The organism is Gordonia bronchialis DSM 43247, from assembly GCF_000024785.1.
GTDB classification, from domain to species: Bacteria; Actinomycetota; Actinomycetes; order Mycobacteriales; family Mycobacteriaceae; genus Gordonia; species Gordonia bronchialis.
The window spans coordinates 3321404-3339705 of the sequence record NC_013441.1; the positions used below are offsets into that span (position 1 = coordinate 3321404).

The window sequence follows — 18302 nt, forward strand, 5'->3', positions numbered from 1 at the left end:
GCTACCCGGCCTCGGTAACGTTGAACCGTGCATGTGTTGCGAACCGTACTGCGACCTGGGTGGATAGCCCTGGGTGTCGTCGTGATCGCGTTCGCCGTGGCCTGCTTCACGCTGCTCGCGCCGTGGCAGCTGGGTAAGAACTCCTCTACCGAACACCGCAACGACCTCATCCGCGCCGCCGCCGACACCGGCCCGGTTCCGTTGGCGCAACTCGCCCCGACGGGCGCCTTCGACGCGTCCAACGAATGGCGTGAGGTCACGATCAGCGGTCATTACCTGCCGGCCGCACAGACGCTGGTACGGCTGCGCAACGTCGACGAGCAGGCCGCCATCGAGGTCGTCACTCCGTTCGCCGTTGCCGGTACCGACCGGGTCATCGCGGTCGACCGCGGCTTCGTGCGGCCCGCCGAGGGCGCCGCCCCGCCCATCCCGGCGGTCCCCACCGGCGAGGTCACGATCTCCGGACGCATTCGCGCACCGGAGGGAACCACACCCGGCCGCGGCGCGCACTCCGAAGAGAACATGCTCGCGGTGTATACCATCGATCCGGCCGAGATCGGGCGCGCCACCGGCCTCCGGATGGACGGGTTCTACGTCCAGCTCTCCCCGGCCCAGCCGGGGTCGCTGGGCGAGATCCCGTTGCCGCAGCTCGATTCCGGGCCCTACCTGTCCTACGGGCTGCAGTGGCTGGCCTTCGGCATCATGGCTCCGCTGGGTGCCGCCTACTTCCTCTACTCGGAGATCCGGCAACGGCGCCGAAGCGCCGCAGCCAACCGGGCACGGTCATCGACCGTCACCGCGGAGACCTCCTCGGAATCGGCACCTGCCGTGGACACCGCCGGAGCGGCGTCGTCGGCACGTGCCGAGCGTCGACGACGTGTTCGCAGTGACCTACGTGCCGCCAGTACCGCCCCGGATCCGCGTCAGGTCGGTCAGGTCGGCAGCGGCCCGGACGCCGAACGCACCCCGGATCAGGTGCGCGACAAGCTCAGCCAGCGCTACGGAGGCTGACCGATCGCCTGCGGCGAGGACCGCCGAGTGCGGCCAGCCCGAGCGCGACAACCAGCGCGGAGATCTGGACCCGCCGGGACAGGCGGACGGTCGCGCGCAGATCATCCGGCGTCGGCGGAGCACCCGCACCGAGAACGGGCCGATCCTCGGTTCCGTGCGGGTACACCGTCGGACCGCCGAGGCGCACGCCCAGCGCTCCCGCGAACGCCGACTCCACCACGCCCGCATTGGGACTCGGATGCGCGTGCGCATCTGCACGCCAGGCGGCCGCCGCCCGTCGCGGCGCACCGCCGACCACCACGGTGAGCGCACCCGCCAGCCGGGCCGGGACCAGGTTCGCGATGTCGTCGGTCCGCGCCGCCGCCCATCCGAAATTGCGGTATCGCGGGCTGCGGTAACCGACCATCGCGTCGAGCGTGTTGATCGCCCGGTAGCCGATGAGGCCACCGATGCCGCCCAGCGCACCCCACACCAGTGGGCCGACGGTCGCGTCGGAGGTGTTCTCCGCGAGCGATTCGACAGCTGCCCGGCAGATCCCGGCGGCATCCAGCGATTCTGGATCGCGGCCGCACAGACTCGGCACCAGCGCGCGCGCGGCAACGATGTCCCCGGCGTCCAGGGCGTCGGCCACCTGCGCGCCGACCCGGGTCAGTGACGTCCCGCCGAGCACAGACCACGTCACCGCTGCCGTGGCCAGACACCGGGCCGGGGCCGAGCGGCACACGTCGCGCAGCACACGCCCGCCGAGCACCGCGGGACCCACGGTCCCGGCGACGAACAGCGTTCCGGCCCACCGGGAATCGCGATAGAGATGCCGCTCGGCATCCGCGGCCAGGCGACCGAACACGGCGACCGGGTGTCCGCGCCGCGGATCGGCGGCGATCCGGTCGAGGGCGTAGCCCGCGGCAAGGCCGGCCGCGGTCGAGAACACCTGGGTGCGGCGGACTCCGGTGCGCTGCGATCGGATCACGCGGGAGATCGTATCGGGCGGCGATCCGCCGACCGACCGGCGCGTGCGAGACTGGTGTCCCGTGTTGGAAATTCGTTGCGCGGGTCCGGCGATCCAGGTGGATGCATCGCACGGCGGCCGAGCACGCAGCTACTGGATGTACCTGCGACGACGCCAACACAGCGAGGGCCCGCCCGGGTGTCGGAATCGTCAACGAGTTTCCGACGCGGGACACTAGCGTCGTGGCCAGGACCCCACCGCACCCGGTCGCGGGCACGTACCCGATCGACGGCGGCACCGCCGAACTCGCGCCCGACCCGGTGGCCGGCGGTTGGTTGCTGACCATCAACGGCACGCACAGCTCGCACATCCATCCGGACCCGACGCTGCTCGACTTCGAGTACCTGCGGCAGATGGCGGCCGTCATCGAGGATCGTCACGACACCGGATCACGGCTACGCGTATTGCATCTCGGCGCCGCCGCCTGTGCGTTGCCCCGCTGTCTTGCGTCCCGGTTCCCCGACGCCCGGCAGGTCGCGGTCGAGATCGATGCCGAACTCGCCCGGCTGGTGCGCGAGTGGTTCGATCTGCCGCGCGCGCCGCTGCTGCGCATCCGGGTCGGTGACGCGCGGGCGGTGACGACGAGCCTGCAGCCGGCGACCCGCGAGATCGTGGTTCGCGACGCCTTCGTCGGCGACCGGACGCCCCGTCATCTCACCACTCGTGAGTTCGCGTCCGCGGTGCACGACGTGCTGGTGCCGGGTGGGCTCTACCTGGCCAACTGCGGCGATGGCCGTCGGCTCGAGGAAGCCCGGACCGAGCTCGCCACCATCGCGTCGGTGTTCCAGAACGTGATGGTGATCGCCGATCCGCCAATGCTGAAGGGCCGACGCACCGGCAACGTGGTCCTGGCGGGCAGCGACGGCCCGCTGACCGCATCCGCCGCACTGGTTCGGCGCCTGCTCAGCGATCCCCTTCCGGCCCGCGTCGTCGACGGTCCCGAGGCCCGGGCCTTCGGCTCCGGTGTCCGCCACGACGTCCACAGCGGCACCGACGCCGGCGTCCACATAGAGGCCGACCTCTGACTGCATCGCGAACACAGTGGGTCAATCGTTCAGGCGAACGACATGAGATTTCGTTGCACGAATCCTGGTATTCACCTCAGTGCAACCTGGTCGTACACGGGTTCGAGTGGGGGGTGCGGTGCGTGTCCCCCCACCACTCGACATACGAGGACCTGCTTCACTCGATAGGCTTGCGTCCGTGGTGCGAACGGACGCACCTGATTCCACAACACGAACGAGGGGTGACGTGACCGAGCCGAAGTCGAGGACCGGCACCATGCTGGGTCCCTATCGAATCGGCCGTCTGCTGGGCCGGGGCGGTATGGGTGAGGTGTACGAGGCACTCGACACGGTGAAAGAGCGCACGGTGGCGCTCAAACTGTTGCCGCTGCACTATTCGGACGACGCCGATTTCCGCGAACGGTTCGAACGCGAGTCCAAGACCGCCTCGAAGCTGTCCGATCCGCACGTCATCCCGATCCACGACTGGGGCGAGCACGACGGGGTGCTCTACATCGACATGCGACTGGTGGAGGGGCACGATCTGCGCACCCTCCTCAAGAAGGGCCCGCTCGCACCCGACCGCGCGATCGACATCCTGACCCAGATCGCCGGTGCACTCGACGCCGCGCATCGCAACGGCCTCGTCCACCGTGACGTGAAGCCGGACAACATCCTGCTCAACCTCGACGACTTCGCCTACCTGGTGGATTTCGGGATCGCGCACGGCGCCTCCGACAAACACCTCACGATGGTGGGCACCGCGCTCGGGACGCTGGCCTATATGGCGCCCGAGCGCCTCAACGACGTCCCGGCCGGACCGGCGTCGGACATCTACGCACTGGCATGCGTCCTCTACGAGTCGGTCACCGGTTCGGTCCCGTTCCCGTCCAAGACCGACGCGGGCATCATGACCGCGCACCTGACCCAGCCGCCGCCGATGACCGGTGGCCCCCTGGACCCGGTGCTGGCCCGGGGTCTGGCCAAGGACCCGGCGCAACGCTTCGGGACCGCGAAGGAGATGATGCGCGCGGCTGCCGCCGCGATCTCCCACACCCCGTCGACGGTGACACCGCCGCCGCGGCCGTACGGCCCACCGCCGGGCGGTACCCCCGGCTCGGGACCCACCGCACCTCCCGGGTTCACCGGAACGCCGGGCGGTTCACGTCCCACGACCGGTCCGTCCCACCCGCGGACGACGTCCGGTCCGTCCTACCCGTCGTCGCGTCCCGGGTCGACGCCGACACCGGCGGGTCCGGGCATGTCGGGACCCACGCAGGTGCGTTCGGCGTACTCGGGGCCCACCCCCGGCGGCCCGTCGGGACCCACCCACGCCGGACCGGGCGCCCCGTCGGGCCCGCACACCCCGCCGCCCGGTGGCGGCTACACACCTCCGCCCGGTTCCGGCCCGCAATCGCTGTACGGATGGGGGGGCTCTCCACAAGGCCCCGGCCCGACACCGAAGACCTCCAACGGTTCTCGTGTCGCACTCATCGGCGTCGCAGTGATCGTGGTGTTGGCTCTGGTCGGCGCCGGTGTGTTCTTCGCCGTGCGGGCGGCCAGCGGTGGCGGTGACGACCCCGCGGCCTCGTCGACGACCCCGTCGGTCGCCACGATCGCATGCGACTACACCGACCGGACCGTCGTCGGTGGTGTGTCTCAGCCCAAACCGGCCGGGCAGCAGCCCAAGGACGGCACCGTCCATGCCACGTTCACCTTCGCGCAGTTCGGCGATCTGGCGGTCACCATGAACCGGTCCAAGGCGCCGTGCAACGTCGGTGCGGTCACCGAGGTGATCCAGGGCGGAAACTTCTACTCCGGCAACAGCTGTGGCGAACTCGGAACGTCCTACGTCTTCTGCGGGTCCTCCAACGGCAGGGTCGACAACAACCCCGGCTGGACCAGTCCGGACGAACTCCCCGAGGGCCTGACCCCTGGCGGGAAGAACACCAGCGGTGCGGACACCTTCACCTATCCGCGTGGCACGGTCGCGGTGTTCCCGTCCAGCGAGATCAGCTCCGACGGCGGTTCGACGATGCTGTTCTTCGTCTCCAAGGACATCAACCTGCCGCTGAGGTACACGATCGTCGGCACCGTGGACGCGTCCTCACTCGGGGTTCTCGACAGCATCGTGAACGTCGGGTTCATTCCGTCCGAGGCCGGCAACACCTACGGGAAACCCAAGTCCACCATCATCATTCAGCGGGCCGTCATCACGCCTGGTTAGCGGTCAGATCACGTAGTTCGCTCGTTCGACGATCCGCGCCGCCAGCTCCGCATCGCCGTCGACGCTCACCGAGGCGGGGTCGGCGTCGCGTCGCCCGCCGACCAGTCGCGCCAGGTCGACGGCATCGACGGTGAGCCGGACGGTGGCGGTGTCGTCGCCACCGTCGAAAGCGTCCACCGCCGCAGCGCGCTCTCCGACCGCGATGCGCACGTCTCGCGGCGCGGGACCGGTGATCCGGAAGTGCACGGTGGAACCGGCGGCTGCGCCGGCCCGTTTGCCGACGACAAACGGTAACGACGCGGCGATCTCGGCCAGCGCCCAGTCGGTGGTCAGCGCGTCGGGCGCGGTCGGCGTGGTCGGCGTGGTCGGCGTGGTCGGCATGGTCGAGGTGCCGATGCCGTCGCGCAGATCCACCTCGTGCATCCAGCAGTCGAAGATGCGGATCCGCATGAACCGCCCGTAGGTGTCGGCGCCGGCGGGTGTCATCGTCTCGGCGTCGAAGTCCTCCTGGGTCATGGCCCGCAGCGCACCGACGCGCACGGCGACGATCTCGTCGAGCGCGGCGAGCACGTCGCCACGCGCGACAGAACGGAACTGGGTGATCCACTTCTCGTTGAGCTCGCCGATCGGATTGCGCACGTGCGCAAGCGAACCCACGTCCGGCACCTCGTCGGCGTCGCGGCCGGCGAGCATGCTCTCGGTGCCGATGATGTGCGCGACGATGTCGCCCTGCGTCCATCCCGGCAGCACCGACGGCGACGTCCACCCGTCGTCGTCGAGCGTGTGGCCGAGCTCTGCGATCGCCGCCCACGCAGCGGTCAATGCCTCGGTCACGGGGCCGATGGGCACGAAGGTCGTGGCCATGATGTCGTTCTCCTCGCGGTTGGTCTCCGGGCTGCTCGACTCACCGTAGCGGTGTGTGCGGGTGGTGCCGCACGATTCGCGCCATACCGTCGGTGGCCGGCACCGACCACTAGGCTGATCGTCGTGGCATCAGACGATCGCTCGGGAACCGTCCTCGGGCACTACGCGATCGAGTCTTTACTCGGCCGCGGCGGGATGGGTGAGGTGTATCGCGCAACCGACACCCGAAAGGGCCGCGTCGTCGCGCTCAAACTGCTGCGCGAATCCGTCGCCGACGACGCGTCGTTCCGCGATCGGTTCCTGCGCGAGTCACGGGTGGCGGCCTCACTCAACGACCCGCACGTGATCCCCATCCACGACTGGGGTGAGATCGACGGCCTGCTCTACATCGACATGCGGCTCGTCGACGGCCGGGATCTGCGGGCCGTGCTGGAGTCCGACGGCCCGTTGTCGGGCGAACGCACGGTGTCGGTGCTCGGCCAGATCGCCGACGCGCTCGACGCAGCCCATCGCAGTGGTCTGGTGCACCGGGACGTCAAACCCGACAACGTGCTCATCGACAACCGCGACTTCGCATATCTGGTGGATTTCGGTCTCGCGCAGGCCGACACCGACACCCGAATGACCAGCGCCGGCACCGCCATCGGATCGTTCGGATACATGGCGCCCGAACGATTCGGTGATCATCCCGTCGGGCCACCTGCCGACATCTACGCACTCGGTTGCGTGCTGTACGAATGTCTGGCCGGCGCACACCCTTTCGCGTCCGCGACCACCGTCGAACAGTTGATCGCCGCGCATCTCGCCAAGCAGCCGCCCGCGCTGGGTTCGCCGTTCGACGCGGTGATCGCCGCAGCGATGGCCAAGGATCCCGCCGCGCGGTATTCGAGTGCCGGCGCACTCGTCGACGATGCCCGGGCCGCATCGAGACGACCGTCCTCGACCGCGACCTACGCTCCGGCCGCTCCCCCGACCGTCATGCCGCCACGGCCACCGGTGAGCACATCCGGTCCGCAGTACCTGGCAACGGCGGCCGGGCCGGGCGGATACCCGAGCCATCCGTACGCGCCGTCCGGACCGGTACCGCAACCGCCCCGATCCTCGATCCTGTTGCCCGCGGCGATCACCGCAATCGTCGTGCTGGTCATCGCGATCGGCGCCGTCGGCTGGGTGCTGTTGTCGTCGAACTCCGACGACGGGAAGAACGCAGCAACGGTCTCCGAAGTGCCCACGCGCTACGTCACCGTCGATCCGACGACCACGTCAGCGGAGGCGACGACACCCCCCCTCACGACGCCCCCAGCCGCAACCACACCGACGGCATCCACACCGACGGCGGATCCCCGCGGCGCCGGAGATCTGGGCTTGGCCGTTCCGATCTCCCGGCCCGCGTGCGACGGGACCGGCATCGTGGTGGTCGCCAACGCGACCACCCCGGGCAGCTATGCCACCGAGGTGCAGAACTATCTGAACCAGTACCCGGGGTTCAGCTACCTCCGCACCGATCAGTCCTGTCCGTCGCTGCGCCAGAGCCTCAACGGAAACCCGATCTATGCCGTCTACAAGGTTGCCGGGTCGACGCTCGCCGACATCTGCGCCCTGCGCAACCAGGTCGGCGGTGACGCCTACGGCAAGTGGCTGGACACCACGTCGGACCCGAGCACCTACCTCACCTGCTGAGCCGGCGGCCGCGTCCGGGCGCCGAAATATGTACGTGGGAGTCCGCCGGCTGGATGGTGCACGTGGCGGTGCCCAGCAAGCCAGGTTTTCGGCGGCACTCGGTTCTCATTGAGGTCAGAACCTGTCCGCAAGATGGGGCAGCATGTGAGCATGCTGGAAACATCCGCCCGTCTGCTCGCACTGCTCTCCCTGTTGCAGATGCGACGCGAGTGGTCGGGCAACGAGCTCGCCGACCGGCTCAACATCACCACCCGCACCGTCCGGCGCGACGTCGACAAGCTCCGTGAGCTCGGGTACCCGGTGGACGCAACGGTCGGCGTCGGCGGCGGATACCGCCTGGGCGCGGGGGCCGAGATGCCGCCCCTACTGCTCGACGACCAGGAGGTACTCGCCGTTGCGCTCGGGCTCGACGCGGTGACCACGGGCGCGGTCGCCGACATGGCGGAGGCGTCGGCGGGTGCGCTCACCAAACTGCGTCAGGTGATGCCGTCCCGGCTGCGGCATCGCCTCGACGCGCTCCGTGTGGAGGCGGTCCCCCACCAGCAGCCCGCCAGCGCGGTCTCGGCCGATGTCCTCACCGAGATCGCCACGGCCTGCCATCGAACGGAGCGCCTACGCTTCGACTACCGACGGCCCAACCGCGACGAGAGCCGACGCGAGGTGGAACCATATCGACTGGTGCGCAACGGTTATCGGTGGTACCTCGTCGCCTGGGACCTGACGCGGGAGGATTGGCGCTCGTTCCGCGTGGACCGCATGACCCCCAAGACGCCGACCGGTCCCCGGTTCACCCCACACGAACTCCCCGACGACTCGGCCGCCGCCTACCTTGCCCGCAACCTCGGTGCGGTCTACCGTCAGGCGACCGCGCGGGTCCGCATCCACGCCCCACTCGAAACCGTGGCGGCGATGGTCAACGACGCGTGGGGCACCATCGAGGCCGGCGACGACGCGAGCTGCGAACTGGTGGTCTACAGCACCTCACTGACCTCCATCGCCCGATGGATGCACGCCTTCGACGCGGACTTCACCATCCTCGAACCCGACGATCTGCGCGCCGAGTGCGCCGCGGTCGCCGATTACCACGAGCGGGCTGCACAGCGGTACCGCCGGGCCGTCGGTTGACACGCTCCGTGTCCAGAAAGGTCACCGCTGCGGGGGTCGGGGTGCACCGGTACATGTCGGCCACCGCAGGGGTGACCTTTCTGGATCGTGCGCCACGCGCATGTTTTGGTATCCCGCCTGGTAACCCGCTACATTCGTTTGTTGGCGCGCCCGAGCGGGCGTGGTCCGCGCGCGTATAGCTCAGCGGTAGAGCTCTGGTCTTACACACCAGCGGTCAGGGGTTCGAATCCCTTTGCGCGCACCGTTGCGATGAGCCCGCCCACGGCGTCATGTCATTTAGACCGCAGCACACTGACCGACTCGCCCCAGAACACCCCGCGGCCCGGCGGATGGTTCGGCTGAGTCAGTTCGACGAATCCAGTTCGTAGACAACGTAATTCCCGACGGTCCGCGGCGTGTAGTGCGCCATCACCCACTCGTCGATCTCGTCGCTCACCCCGCCGCGCGTACGTGAACCGAGCCCTGACCCGATACCGGACGACGCGTGACGAACCGACCTCGTCTCGTGCCCCGTCCGACCGTGTCGCGGCGTGGCCGCATTCGTCGTGGCGGCGTTCCCAGTTCCGTTGCCGGACATCACGTAATACCCGATCTCGTGGTCGGCGACGTCGCGCTCGAACTGGACGAGTGTCGGTGCCGGATCGTGGGAGAAGCCACCGATACCCATGATCGGCACCCGCGCCTGCAGTTCGAGCGACGCCGCGGTGCCGGTCCGGTTCACCGCGGCCGCCCAGCGGTCGTGGTTCGCCGCGAGGAGGCGATCGAGGGCCGGTGAGTCCTGCGTACTCCCCCACGTGCCGGAGTGCATGCCGGCGGTGGCCCCGTGACCGGCACCCGAGTGCGCCTGCGGCAGCACCGACGGACTACCCCCGGTATGCGCGACGCCGTCGCCGGTGATGGCGTAGGCGGCAGGCGCCGCGAGCACCGCGACCACCCCGGCGACGACGACCCCCAGGCCGATCCGCCGACTCCATCGCCGCGGGACGAGCACACCGAGCGCCGCGACCGATCCGACGATGAGTACCGCCCATCGCAGCCAGGGCTGCCACGTCGGTTCGCGGTCGAGCACCACGAACGCCCAGATCGCGCCGGCGACGATCATCGCCGCCAGTCCGCCCCGGGCCACCCACCGGCGGTACGCGGCGGCATCGTCGCGGGCCCGCCACGCCTCGACGACACCGATGCCGACGAGTCCCGCGATGGGCGGCGCGATGGCCATCGAATAGTACGGATGGACGGTTCCGCCCATGAACGACAACACGATTCCGTCGACGAGCAGCCAGAGCCCGAACATCACGGCGCCGGCCCGAACCTGGTCGGTGCGGGCGGCGCGTCCACGCAGGATCACCACCACGAGCAGGGCGATGAGCGCTGTCGGCAGCAGAAAGGAGATCTCGCCGCCGAACTCACCGCCGAATAACCGGCCCGGCCCCGGCGGGTTCCCGAACATGCCCGAGAATCGGTGTGCCAGAGCACCGGTGGGTGCGCCGGCGGCCGGGTTGCGATGCCCGCCGCCCTCGATCCGGTCGAGACCGTTGTAGCCGAAGACCAGGTTCATGAAGCTGTTGTCGTCGGAGCCGGCGAGATATGGGCGTGATGAGGCGGGCCACACCATCGTGAGAACCACGTACCATCCGGCGGACACGACCAGTGCCACCGCCGCGATCAACAGGTCACGCACCCGCCGGACCCAACCGCCCGCCCCGGCGAACAGATACACCGCGCCCAACGCGGGCAACACCATCAGCCCCTCGAGCATCTTGGCGAGAAAGGCGAATCCGAGTGCGACGCCGGCCAACGCGAGCCAGCGCACCGATGCTCGCGGCAACGCACGAACCGTGCAGTAGGCCGCGGCGGTCATCAGCAGCACCATCGACGCGTCGGGATTGTCGAACCGGAACGTCATCGCCGCCACCGGGGTCACCGCGAGTGCCGCCCCGGCCACGAGTCCCGCGGCACGCCCGGAAATCCGGGTCACGGCCGCATAGAGCAACGCCACCGCGGCCACCCCCATCAGCGCCTGCGGAATCAACAGGCTGGCCGACGAATAGCCGAAGATGCGCCCGGACAGAGGACCGCGGTGCCGAGCAGCAACGCCGCGAGCAACATGCGATCACGCGGCGTCGCGGGGGGCAGCGCCGGAACCGCCACCGTCGGTTCGGTGGGTGACTCCGAGCAAGCGGTGTCGGCAGAGGCCGGGGGCAGGGTGTGAACCATGCTCCGATCGTGCGCCACGCCCACTGAGGAGAAGGTGGCCTGAGGCTGCCAAACAGCTGTGAGATCACCGAGGGCACAGGAGTGTTCGCCGGATGTGCCGGAATTTGCCCGCCCGGGTCCGACGGCACCGTGACGGGGTGCGCTTCGGTCCCCGCTCGAACGGCCGGGTTCCTGCTCGATCGACCCCACTCGACGCGGATGAAAAGTTCCTCATGAACGCTTCATGGTCGCCTCACGGCGGGGCGGAAAAGTACTGAGTGGCTCCGCAAGACGGAGTCGGGCCGACCGGCCCGAAGCAACCATTCACGAAAGGCTCACCATGTCCCGCTCCGCCATCTTCAGTGCCCTCGAACCCGCCGTCCGCGGCCGCAACGTCCTCACCACCACCGACATCGGTCGATTCCGTCGTCGTCTTCCGCGCCGGCCCCGCCGCCCGGTCATCACCACGGACTGACTTCCCGGGTGGGGGGGGTGCGGACCTCGATACGCACCCCCACCTCCGGTGGCCGCCCGCACATCCTTCAGGAGAACCATGGCCGAGTTCCGCGCCCGTCTCGCCGCCCTGCTACACCCGCAGGCCGACACCCGTCCCATCGTCGAGATCTCGGCCGGGATGACCCTGCTCGACGTCATTCGGCAGTTCTGGCCTCGCCTGCGACCGTTGCGCTGGTGGCTGGCGTTGGGGCTAGCACTGCTGGTGGCGGCTCCGTTCATCGCCGTCGCCGAGATCACGCTGTTCCGCAAGCTCGTCGACGACGTGCTGGTGCCCGCCGATCCGCACCCACTGCTCTGGATCGCACTGGCCTACATCGGCCTGAACCTGCTCGGCGCGCTCGTCGACTCCGCCGACGACTACCTGGGGACCTGGGTATCCCAGACGTTCCTCACCGGACTGCGCCGCGACACCTTCGCCCACGTGCTGGCCCTGGCGCCACACCGCTTGGACCGGCACCGCCTCGGGGACGTTCTGAGTCGTCTCACCTCCGATATCGCGGCCGTCGAATCGTTCATGGTCGGTCAGCTCACCCGCGGCGTCGGGCAGGTGTGCACCCTTGTGGTGTACCTCGTGGCGCTGTTCTGGATGCAATGGCAGCTCGCGCTGGCATCCCTGGTGGTGATCCCGTTCTTCTGGTGGGCCGCAAGGCATTTCGCTGATCTCACCAAATCGGTGTCGCGTGAACGGCGACGACGGGCCGGCTCGCTCGGTTCGATCACCGAGGAATGCCTGGGAAACGCCGCGCTCGTGCAGCGCTACGGCATGATGCGCCAGGCCGTGGCCGACTACGACCGGCAGAATCGCGCGATCATGAGTGCGGAACTGACCGGCAGCCGGGTGCGGGCACTCTTCCTGCCGCTGGTCGACCTGCTCGAACTCATCGGTATCCTCGCCGTGATCGGCCTCGGGGTATGGGCGCTGTCCACCGACCGACTGACCCTCGGCGGGGTGCTGGCCTTCCTCACCCTGCTCGGACGCTGCTATCGCCCGATCCGTGATCTCGGCGACCTGCTGCCCTCCCTGTTCGCCGCGAGCGCCGGCGTCGAGCGCGTCCGTGAACTCCTCGACGAACCCGAGGTCGTCGACCGGCCCGGGGCCACCGATCTGCCGCGCGGTCGCCACCGGGTCGTCGTCGACGACGTCAGCACGCGCTATCCGGACACCACGCGCGATGCGCTGTCTGATCTCAGCTTCACCGTCGAACCCGGCGAGCGGGTAGCGCTCATCGGCACCAGCGGATCGGGCAAGACGACCGTCGCCCGGCTGCTCGACGGCACCCCGGCACCGGCGTCGGGCCGGGTTCTGCTGGGCCGGCACGACATCGCGTCGCTGACCCATGCGTCGGTGCGGGCGTCGGTCACCACGGTGATGCAGGAGACACTGCTGATGGACGCCACCGTCGCGGAGAACATCGCCTTCGCGCGGCCCGACGCGACCCGCGCCGAAATCGAACTCGCCGCGCGACGCGCCGACGCCCACGACTTCATCGTGGGGCTGCCGTCGGGATACGACACCCGAATCGGACAGCGCGGGCGACTGCTCTCCGGCGGTCAACGGCAACGGCTGAGCATGGCCCGGGCCCTGCTGCACGGTGGCGATCTGATGATCCTGGACGAACCGACCACCGGCCTCGACCCCGCTGCCGCGCACCGCCTGATGAGTACGCTGTGCGACCAGCGCGACCGCACCTGGTTGATCCTCACCCATGACCCGGTGGTCCTCGCCTACGTCGACCGCGTGGTGACCTTACCGTCGGAATCGTTGGCGGAGAGTGTGCGATGAGATTGCGTCCGCCACCCACCGACCCGGCGCCCGACCTCGACCACATCGACATCCTCGAACTGATGGCCACCGGCAAGCGGACCACCACCTGGGACGCCTTCGACACCGTGCGGCGGACCCGTTGCATCGTGAAGGTCATCCGCGCGCATCGGCGCGGTGACAACGAGATCCGCACGTCGGTCATCCGCGAGGGCGTCACGCTGCAGACGTTGTCACATCCGCACCTCGTCCGCGGTTACGGCATGTTCGGCGACGCCCCCGACGCCGACGGACCGGTCGGTTTCACCATGCAGACGGTGCCCGGGGCCACCCTTGATGTCGTCATCGACGACGGATGCCTCGACCCCGCGGACACCGTCGAACTCGGCCTGCAGGTGTCCTCGGCGCTGCAGTATCTGCACGGCCACAACTGGATTCATCTCGACGTGAAACCCTCGAACATCATCGTGCACGGCGGGCAGGCAACGCTGATCGACCTCGGCCTGCTGACCGGGCCCGGCGAGCGGCGCGCCGGCGCGGGCACCCGCGGTTACCTGGCCCCCGAGCAGGCCGACGGCCGCGCACTGACACCGGCGGCCGACACCTTCTCACTCGGCGTCACCCTGGTGGAGAGCCTGTCCGGTCAACGCCCCTTCGGCCGGGAGGCCGTCTGGTCGTCACGACGCCGAATCCCGTTGCGCGAGGGTCGGATGCCACGCCGGCCCGCCGGCGTGCCCGAACACCTCCCGGCCGGGTTGCGCGATCTGCTGCTCGAGATGGTCCACCTCGACCCCGCCCGACGACCGTCGATGTGCGATGTGTGGCAACGGCTTTCGTCGTTGTCGAGAACCACGACGAGGTCGGCGGCGACACCGGACACGGGTCAGCCCGCCTCCTCGCCCGCGCACGCGAAGCGCCGACGGTAGACCAGCGGGGCCACTCCCACGGCGGTCGCGAAGTGGTGACGCAGCAACGTCGCCGAGGTGAAACCGACGAGCCTGGCCACCTCCTCGATGGGCAGATCGGTGGTCTCCAGCAATCTCTTGGAGGCCAGCACGCGCTGCTCGGTCAGCCAGCGCCGCGGCGACACCCCGACCTCCTCGACGAACCGGCGCGCGAACGTGCGGCCGGACATGTGCATGCGGGTCGCCATGTCGTCGACCGCGATGTCGTGGTCGAGGTGCTCCATCAGCCACTGCAGCAGTTCCCCGAAGCCGTCGTCGGCGCAAGTCGGCATCGGGGTGTCGACGAACTGCCGCTGACCGCCGTCGCGGTGCGGCGGCACCACCATCCGCCGGGCGATCCGATTGGCCACCGCGGACCCCCACGACTCCCGCACGAGGTGCAGCGACGCGTCGATGCCCGCGGCAGTTCCGGCGCTGGTGGTGACCGGCCCGTCGTCGACGAACAACACATCGGTGTCGACCTCGGCGGAAGGGAACATGCGCGCCAACTTGGCCCCGTACATCCAGTGCGTGGTGCAGCGCCGACCGTCGAGCAGACCGGCGGCAGCAGCCACGAACGCCCCCGAACACACGGTCAGCACACGCCCCCCGTTGTCGACCACCGCACGCAGCGTGTCCAGGACCTCGTCCGGGTAATCACCGGAGGTGCTGCCACCGGGGATGGCCACCAGATCCACGTCCCGACAATCAGCGAACTGATACGGCGCGGCGATCGAAATCCCGTTGCCGACAGTCAGCGCCGACCCGGGTTCGGGGGAGGCCACCCGAAAGTCGAAGGCGGGCACACCGTCGTCGGTGCGGTCGGTCCCGAACACCTCGTAGAGGACGCCGAACTCAAAGAGCGCGACGTTTCCGAACAGGAGCACACCGACCGAACGCAGCATGCCTCCATGATGGCAGATAATTTGTGAATATTGGCTTTCCCGCCACTGGTGGCAGAAACTGCGTGGACGAACAATTTCTTCATGACCGCACTCGCCATCATCCTCATCCTGCTGATCGGACTGCCGATCATCGTCCCGATGTCCATCCTCGTCTACCGGACCCACCGCAAGATCGGCGATCCGATGCCCGTTCCGCTCGGCTTCCTCGTCGACTGGGTGAGTCGGGCACAGGCCCGCCCGTACGGACCGGACACCGACCGGATCGTCGACGAACTCACGGTGCTCACCCGCCGGGACCAGCAACCGAGCGCCTGAGCACCACCGCGATGAGACTCACCCGTACCCGATCCTTGATGAACCCGTAGCCATTCATGAATTGCGACGGATGGGACTGCTGTAGTTCAGTGGGACCATTGTGATTTCAGGTAACCGTGAATCCCGCTGCCGGCGACGTCCCGTACGACGGACCGCTGCGGCCTGCCTGGCCGCCCTCTCGCTGGCCGGCATCGGCGTACTCCACGACACGGGGGCGCGCTCACGCCGACCCCATGCTCCCGAACAGTTCATCCGAACTCGGACTCGACGGCCTCGACCTGACTCAGATCCCGTTCCTGCGCGACCTGCTCGCCCCGCGCACGGACCCGTCGTCGGGCCGCACCGGATGCGGCAACGTCATCCAGATCGGCGACTCCACGTCGGTCGGCATCGACGATGCTTCCCACGCACCCAACCCGGCCGACCGTCTGACGGCACGGTATCGCTCGGTCGGCGCGCGGACCGTCGCCCTCGACGCCGTCGGCGGACGATCGATCGTCGAGCGCGTGAACGGAGCGCCGAACGCCGACGAGGCCGTCGCGACACATCTCGCGCGGGGTGATCGCGGCTGCTGGGTGATCGCGATGGGAGTCAACGACGCCGCCAACATCGTCGTCGGCAGCCGTGTGGGTGCCGATGAACGCATCGACCGCATCATGAAGCAACTTCGGGGGCAACCGGTGCTGTGGCCAACGGTCGTCACCGGCTCCACCACGGTGCGCGGATATAGCGCCGCCGGCATGCGCAGTTTCAACGACGCCCTGCGTCGTGCCCTGTCGCGCTACCCGAACCTCGCCGTGTACGACTGGGCCGCGGAGGTGTCGCCGGCCTGGTTCGCCGACGGAATCCACTACACCGCAACGGGCACCGCCGAACGCAACCGACGGTTCGCCGCGGCACTCGCCGTCGCCTTCCCCGTGGGCGCGACGACACCCGCAGTGCGCTGGGTCCGGACCTGACTTCTCGGTAGCCGGAGAATCGTCCGACCGGCTGACAGCGCTGTCGTGCAAAGCGCGTAAGGTAGGCCGCCGACGCCCGGTCGGGCATCCCGACACCGCGGCGACTTTTGCACTCCCTCCCCCAAGAAGGCTGCACCACAACCAATGCCACGCCCCACACACAGGGGGGCGACCTACCTGCCGGCTCTCGACGGTCTCCGCGCGCTGGCGGTGATACTCGTCGTCCTCTATCACCTGCACGTACCCGGTTTCAGCAGCGGACTACTCGGCGTCGGGGTGTTCTTCACCCTGAGTGGGTTTCTCATCACCTCACTGCTGCTCGCCACCCGCAAGCGCACCGGCGGTTTCGCCCTCGGCCGGTTCTGGCCGGCCCGTGCCCGACGCCTCCTGCCGGCGCTGCTGCTCGTGCTCGCCACCTCGATTGCCGCGACCGCGGCGGTTATGCCGAACAAGCTCAATGAGTATTGGTGGCAAGGGGTTTCGGCGCTCGCCTACGTGAACAACTGGCACAACATCGCCTCGGCCGATGACTATTTCGACCGGTTTGCCGGACCCGGACCCTTTGATCATCTGTGGTCGTTGTCGATCGACAAGCAGTTCTATCTCATCTGGCCGCTGCTGCTCGCCGGGTTGCTGTTCATGTTCAAACGCCGTTTGTTCGTGACGCTCGCGATCATCGGGCTCGCCCTGCTGTCCTTCTATCTCCTCGACGCGACCGCGCACATCGGCTTCGACAACACGCGGGCCTATGAGGGCACCGACACCCGGGCCGGCGGGTTGCTCCTCGGCGCGGCACTCGCGTTCTGGTGGCCCGCTCGCGCGCGCACCGTCACCCACGGCATGCGGTGCACCATCGACGTGGCGGCCCTCGCCGGGCTCGTAGTCATCGTGTCGCTGGCGCGTAACACCCCCGACGGCGCGATCACGCTGTACCAGAGCGGGATCGCGCTGCTCTCCGTCGCGACCATCGCGGTCCTGATCGCAACCGTGGTTCCCGAGACGCTCGTCGCCACGGTGCTCGCACTCCCGCCGCTGCGATGGATTGGGGAACGTTCCTACGGCATCTACCTCTGGCACATGCCGGTCATCGCTTTCGTCCCGGCAACCATCCGCACCGGATACCCGGTGGCCAACGCGGCCATCGTCGTCGCGTTCACGGTGGTGATGTCGGCGCTGTCCTGGCGCTACGTCGAAGATCCCATCCGTCGCGGCGGCCTGCGTGCTGCTCTGCGTGCCCGTCCCGTCGTGAGGAAGCCCATGATCCCCCGCTTGCTCGACTCGATCATCGATCAGCTGATCCGGCTCGTCGGTCTGCTCGAGGGACAGCGCGGATGCTGGGTCATGGCGATGGGCATCAACGACACGGCCAACGTCGAGGTCGGCGGCCCCGGCCCGGTGGACATGCGTATCGACCGCCTGCTCGGGCCGCTACGCGGCCAGCCCGTGCTGTGGCCCACCGTCATCACCAGCCCGATCAACGAGAATCCCGCCTACGACAATCGCGCGATGCGCCGGTTCAATCGGGCGCTGGTCAAAGCGTGTGCGCGGTATCCGAATCTACGGATCTACGACTGGGCAGCCGAGGCGCGGCCGGACTGGTTCAGCGACGGCATCCACTACACCGAGGCCGGCTACATCCAGCGCGCCTACCGGTTCGCCATCGCGCTCGCGACGGTGTTTCCGGCCCACGATCTGGCGCCGGCGGGTTGCGTGTTGCGCAGTTCCGACGTCATCGCCCCACCGCCGACCCTGTCCCCGGTCGGCGGGCCGCCACGCCGCGGCTGA

The 18302-nt window shown here is 68.8% G+C and carries 15 protein-coding genes and 1 tRNA gene; 12 read left to right on the top strand and 4 right to left on the bottom strand.

Features of this window, described 5'->3' with window-relative positions:
* Positions 1–27 precede the first annotated feature (27 nt).
* Positions 28–1011 (top strand): SURF1 family cytochrome oxidase biogenesis protein, encoded by a 984-nt coding sequence (locus GBRO_RS15410; protein WP_012834823.1) that lies wholly within the window; start codon positions 28–30, stop codon positions 1009–1011.
* Here the strand turns inward: GBRO_RS15410 and GBRO_RS15415 are convergent.
* A complete protein-coding gene (locus GBRO_RS15415; RefSeq protein WP_012834824.1) occupies positions 989–1981 on the bottom strand; it encodes a cobalamin biosynthesis protein in 993 nt (330 codons plus the stop codon). The genes GBRO_RS15410 and GBRO_RS15415 overlap by 23 nt on opposite strands.
* Positions 1982–2202: 221 nt before the next feature.
* Between GBRO_RS15415 and GBRO_RS15420 the strand changes: the two genes are divergently transcribed.
* Positions 2203–3045 carry a spermidine synthase gene (locus GBRO_RS15420; protein WP_012834825.1) on the top strand — a complete coding sequence of 281 codons (843 nt, stop codon included), beginning with the start codon at positions 2203–2205 and terminating at the stop codon, positions 3043–3045.
* A 226-nt stretch (positions 3046–3271) separates the two neighbouring features.
* On the top strand, positions 3272–5251 hold the full coding sequence (locus tag GBRO_RS15425; protein ID WP_012834826.1) for a serine/threonine-protein kinase: 1980 nt from the start codon (positions 3272–3274) through the stop codon (positions 5249–5251).
* A gap of 3 nt (positions 5252–5254) precedes the next feature.
* Here GBRO_RS15425 and GBRO_RS15430 read toward each other — a convergent pair whose 3' ends face one another.
* A complete protein-coding gene (locus tag GBRO_RS15430; RefSeq protein ID WP_012834827.1) occupies positions 5255–6115 on the bottom strand; it encodes a maleylpyruvate isomerase family mycothiol-dependent enzyme in 861 nt (286 codons plus the stop codon).
* Between the two features lie 123 nt (positions 6116–6238).
* Between GBRO_RS15430 and GBRO_RS15435 the strand changes: the two genes are divergently transcribed.
* The 3 genes from GBRO_RS15435 to GBRO_RS15445 all read left to right on the top strand — a co-directional run bounded on the left by GBRO_RS15435 (position 6239) and on the right by GBRO_RS15445 (position 9161).
* Positions 6239–7795 (top strand): serine/threonine-protein kinase, encoded by a 1557-nt coding sequence (locus tag GBRO_RS15435; RefSeq protein ID WP_012834828.1) that lies wholly within the window; start codon positions 6239–6241, stop codon positions 7793–7795.
* 150 nt (positions 7796–7945) lie between these two features.
* The gene (locus tag GBRO_RS15440) at positions 7946–8920 is read left to right on the top strand and encodes a helix-turn-helix transcriptional regulator (protein ID WP_012834829.1); all 975 of its coding nucleotides are present in this window, start codon (positions 7946–7948) and stop codon (positions 8918–8920) included.
* A gap of 169 nt (positions 8921–9089) precedes the next feature.
* Positions 9090–9161, top strand: a tRNA-Val gene (locus GBRO_RS15445).
* 102 nt (positions 9162–9263) lie between these two features.
* On the opposite strand, the gene GBRO_RS15450 is transcribed toward GBRO_RS15445, so the two are convergent.
* Positions 9264–10991, bottom strand: coding sequence for a glycosyltransferase family 39 protein (locus GBRO_RS15450; RefSeq protein WP_227892965.1), 1728 nt, complete (start codon positions 10989–10991; stop codon positions 9264–9266).
* 465 nt (positions 10992–11456) lie between these two features.
* Between GBRO_RS15450 and GBRO_RS27400 the strand changes: the two genes are divergently transcribed.
* From GBRO_RS27400 to GBRO_RS15460, 3 genes are all read left to right on the top strand, one after another.
* Complete coding sequence (locus GBRO_RS27400) at positions 11457–11591, top strand: hypothetical protein (protein WP_012834831.1); 135 nt, start codon at positions 11457–11459, stop codon at positions 11589–11591.
* Positions 11592–11669: 78 nt separating this feature from the next.
* Complete coding sequence (locus tag GBRO_RS15455) at positions 11670–13415, top strand: ABC transporter ATP-binding protein (protein ID WP_012834832.1); 1746 nt, start codon at positions 11670–11672, stop codon at positions 13413–13415.
* Positions 13412–14320 carry a serine/threonine-protein kinase gene (locus GBRO_RS15460; RefSeq protein ID WP_012834833.1) on the top strand — a complete coding sequence of 303 codons (909 nt, stop codon included), beginning with the start codon at positions 13412–13414 and terminating at the stop codon, positions 14318–14320. The genes GBRO_RS15455 and GBRO_RS15460 overlap by 4 nt, the downstream gene beginning before the upstream one ends.
* Here GBRO_RS15460 and GBRO_RS15465 read toward each other — a convergent pair.
* Complete coding sequence (locus GBRO_RS15465; protein ID WP_012834834.1) at positions 14278–15243, bottom strand: GlxA family transcriptional regulator; 966 nt, start codon at positions 15241–15243, stop codon at positions 14278–14280. The two genes, GBRO_RS15460 and GBRO_RS15465, sit on opposite strands and share 43 nt — an antisense overlap.
* A gap of 81 nt (positions 15244–15324) precedes the next feature.
* Between GBRO_RS15465 and GBRO_RS15470 the strand changes: the two genes are divergently transcribed.
* From GBRO_RS15470 to GBRO_RS15480, 3 genes are all read left to right on the top strand, one after another.
* On the top strand, positions 15325–15558 hold the full coding sequence (locus GBRO_RS15470) for a hypothetical protein (RefSeq protein WP_012834835.1): 234 nt from the start codon (positions 15325–15327) through the stop codon (positions 15556–15558).
* Positions 15559–15791: 233 nt separating this feature from the next.
* A complete protein-coding gene (locus GBRO_RS15475; protein ID WP_012834836.1) occupies positions 15792–16517 on the top strand; it encodes an SGNH/GDSL hydrolase family protein in 726 nt (241 codons plus the stop codon).
* 144 nt (positions 16518–16661) lie between these two features.
* Entirely contained in the window at positions 16662–18302 is a 1641-nt protein-coding gene (locus GBRO_RS15480; protein WP_012834837.1) for an acyltransferase family protein, read from the top strand.

Excerpts from the sequence above, each read along its gene's own strand:
- GBRO_RS15480 (WP_012834837.1), top strand. The coding sequence starts at position 16,662 with ATGCCACGCCCCACACACAGGGGGGCGACCTACCTGCCGGCTCTCGAC.
- GBRO_RS15430 (WP_012834827.1), bottom strand. The coding sequence starts at position 6,115 with ATGGCCACGACCTTCGTGCCCATCGGCCCCGTGACCGAGGCATTGACC.
- GBRO_RS15470 (WP_012834835.1), top strand. The coding sequence starts at position 15,325 with ATGACCGCACTCGCCATCATCCTCATCCTGCTGATCGGACTGCCGATC.
- GBRO_RS15460 (WP_012834833.1), top strand. The coding sequence starts at position 13,412 with ATGAGATTGCGTCCGCCACCCACCGACCCGGCGCCCGACCTCGACCAC.
- GBRO_RS15475 (WP_012834836.1), top strand. The coding sequence starts at position 15,792 with ATGCTCCCGAACAGTTCATCCGAACTCGGACTCGACGGCCTCGACCTG.
- GBRO_RS15455 (WP_012834832.1), top strand. The coding sequence starts at position 11,670 with ATGGCCGAGTTCCGCGCCCGTCTCGCCGCCCTGCTACACCCGCAGGCC.
- GBRO_RS15440 (WP_012834829.1), top strand. The coding sequence starts at position 7,946 with ATGCTGGAAACATCCGCCCGTCTGCTCGCACTGCTCTCCCTGTTGCAG.
- GBRO_RS27400 (WP_012834831.1), top strand. The coding sequence starts at position 11,457 with ATGTCCCGCTCCGCCATCTTCAGTGCCCTCGAACCCGCCGTCCGCGGC.
- GBRO_RS15465 (WP_012834834.1), bottom strand. The coding sequence starts at position 15,243 with ATGCTGCGTTCGGTCGGTGTGCTCCTGTTCGGAAACGTCGCGCTCTTT.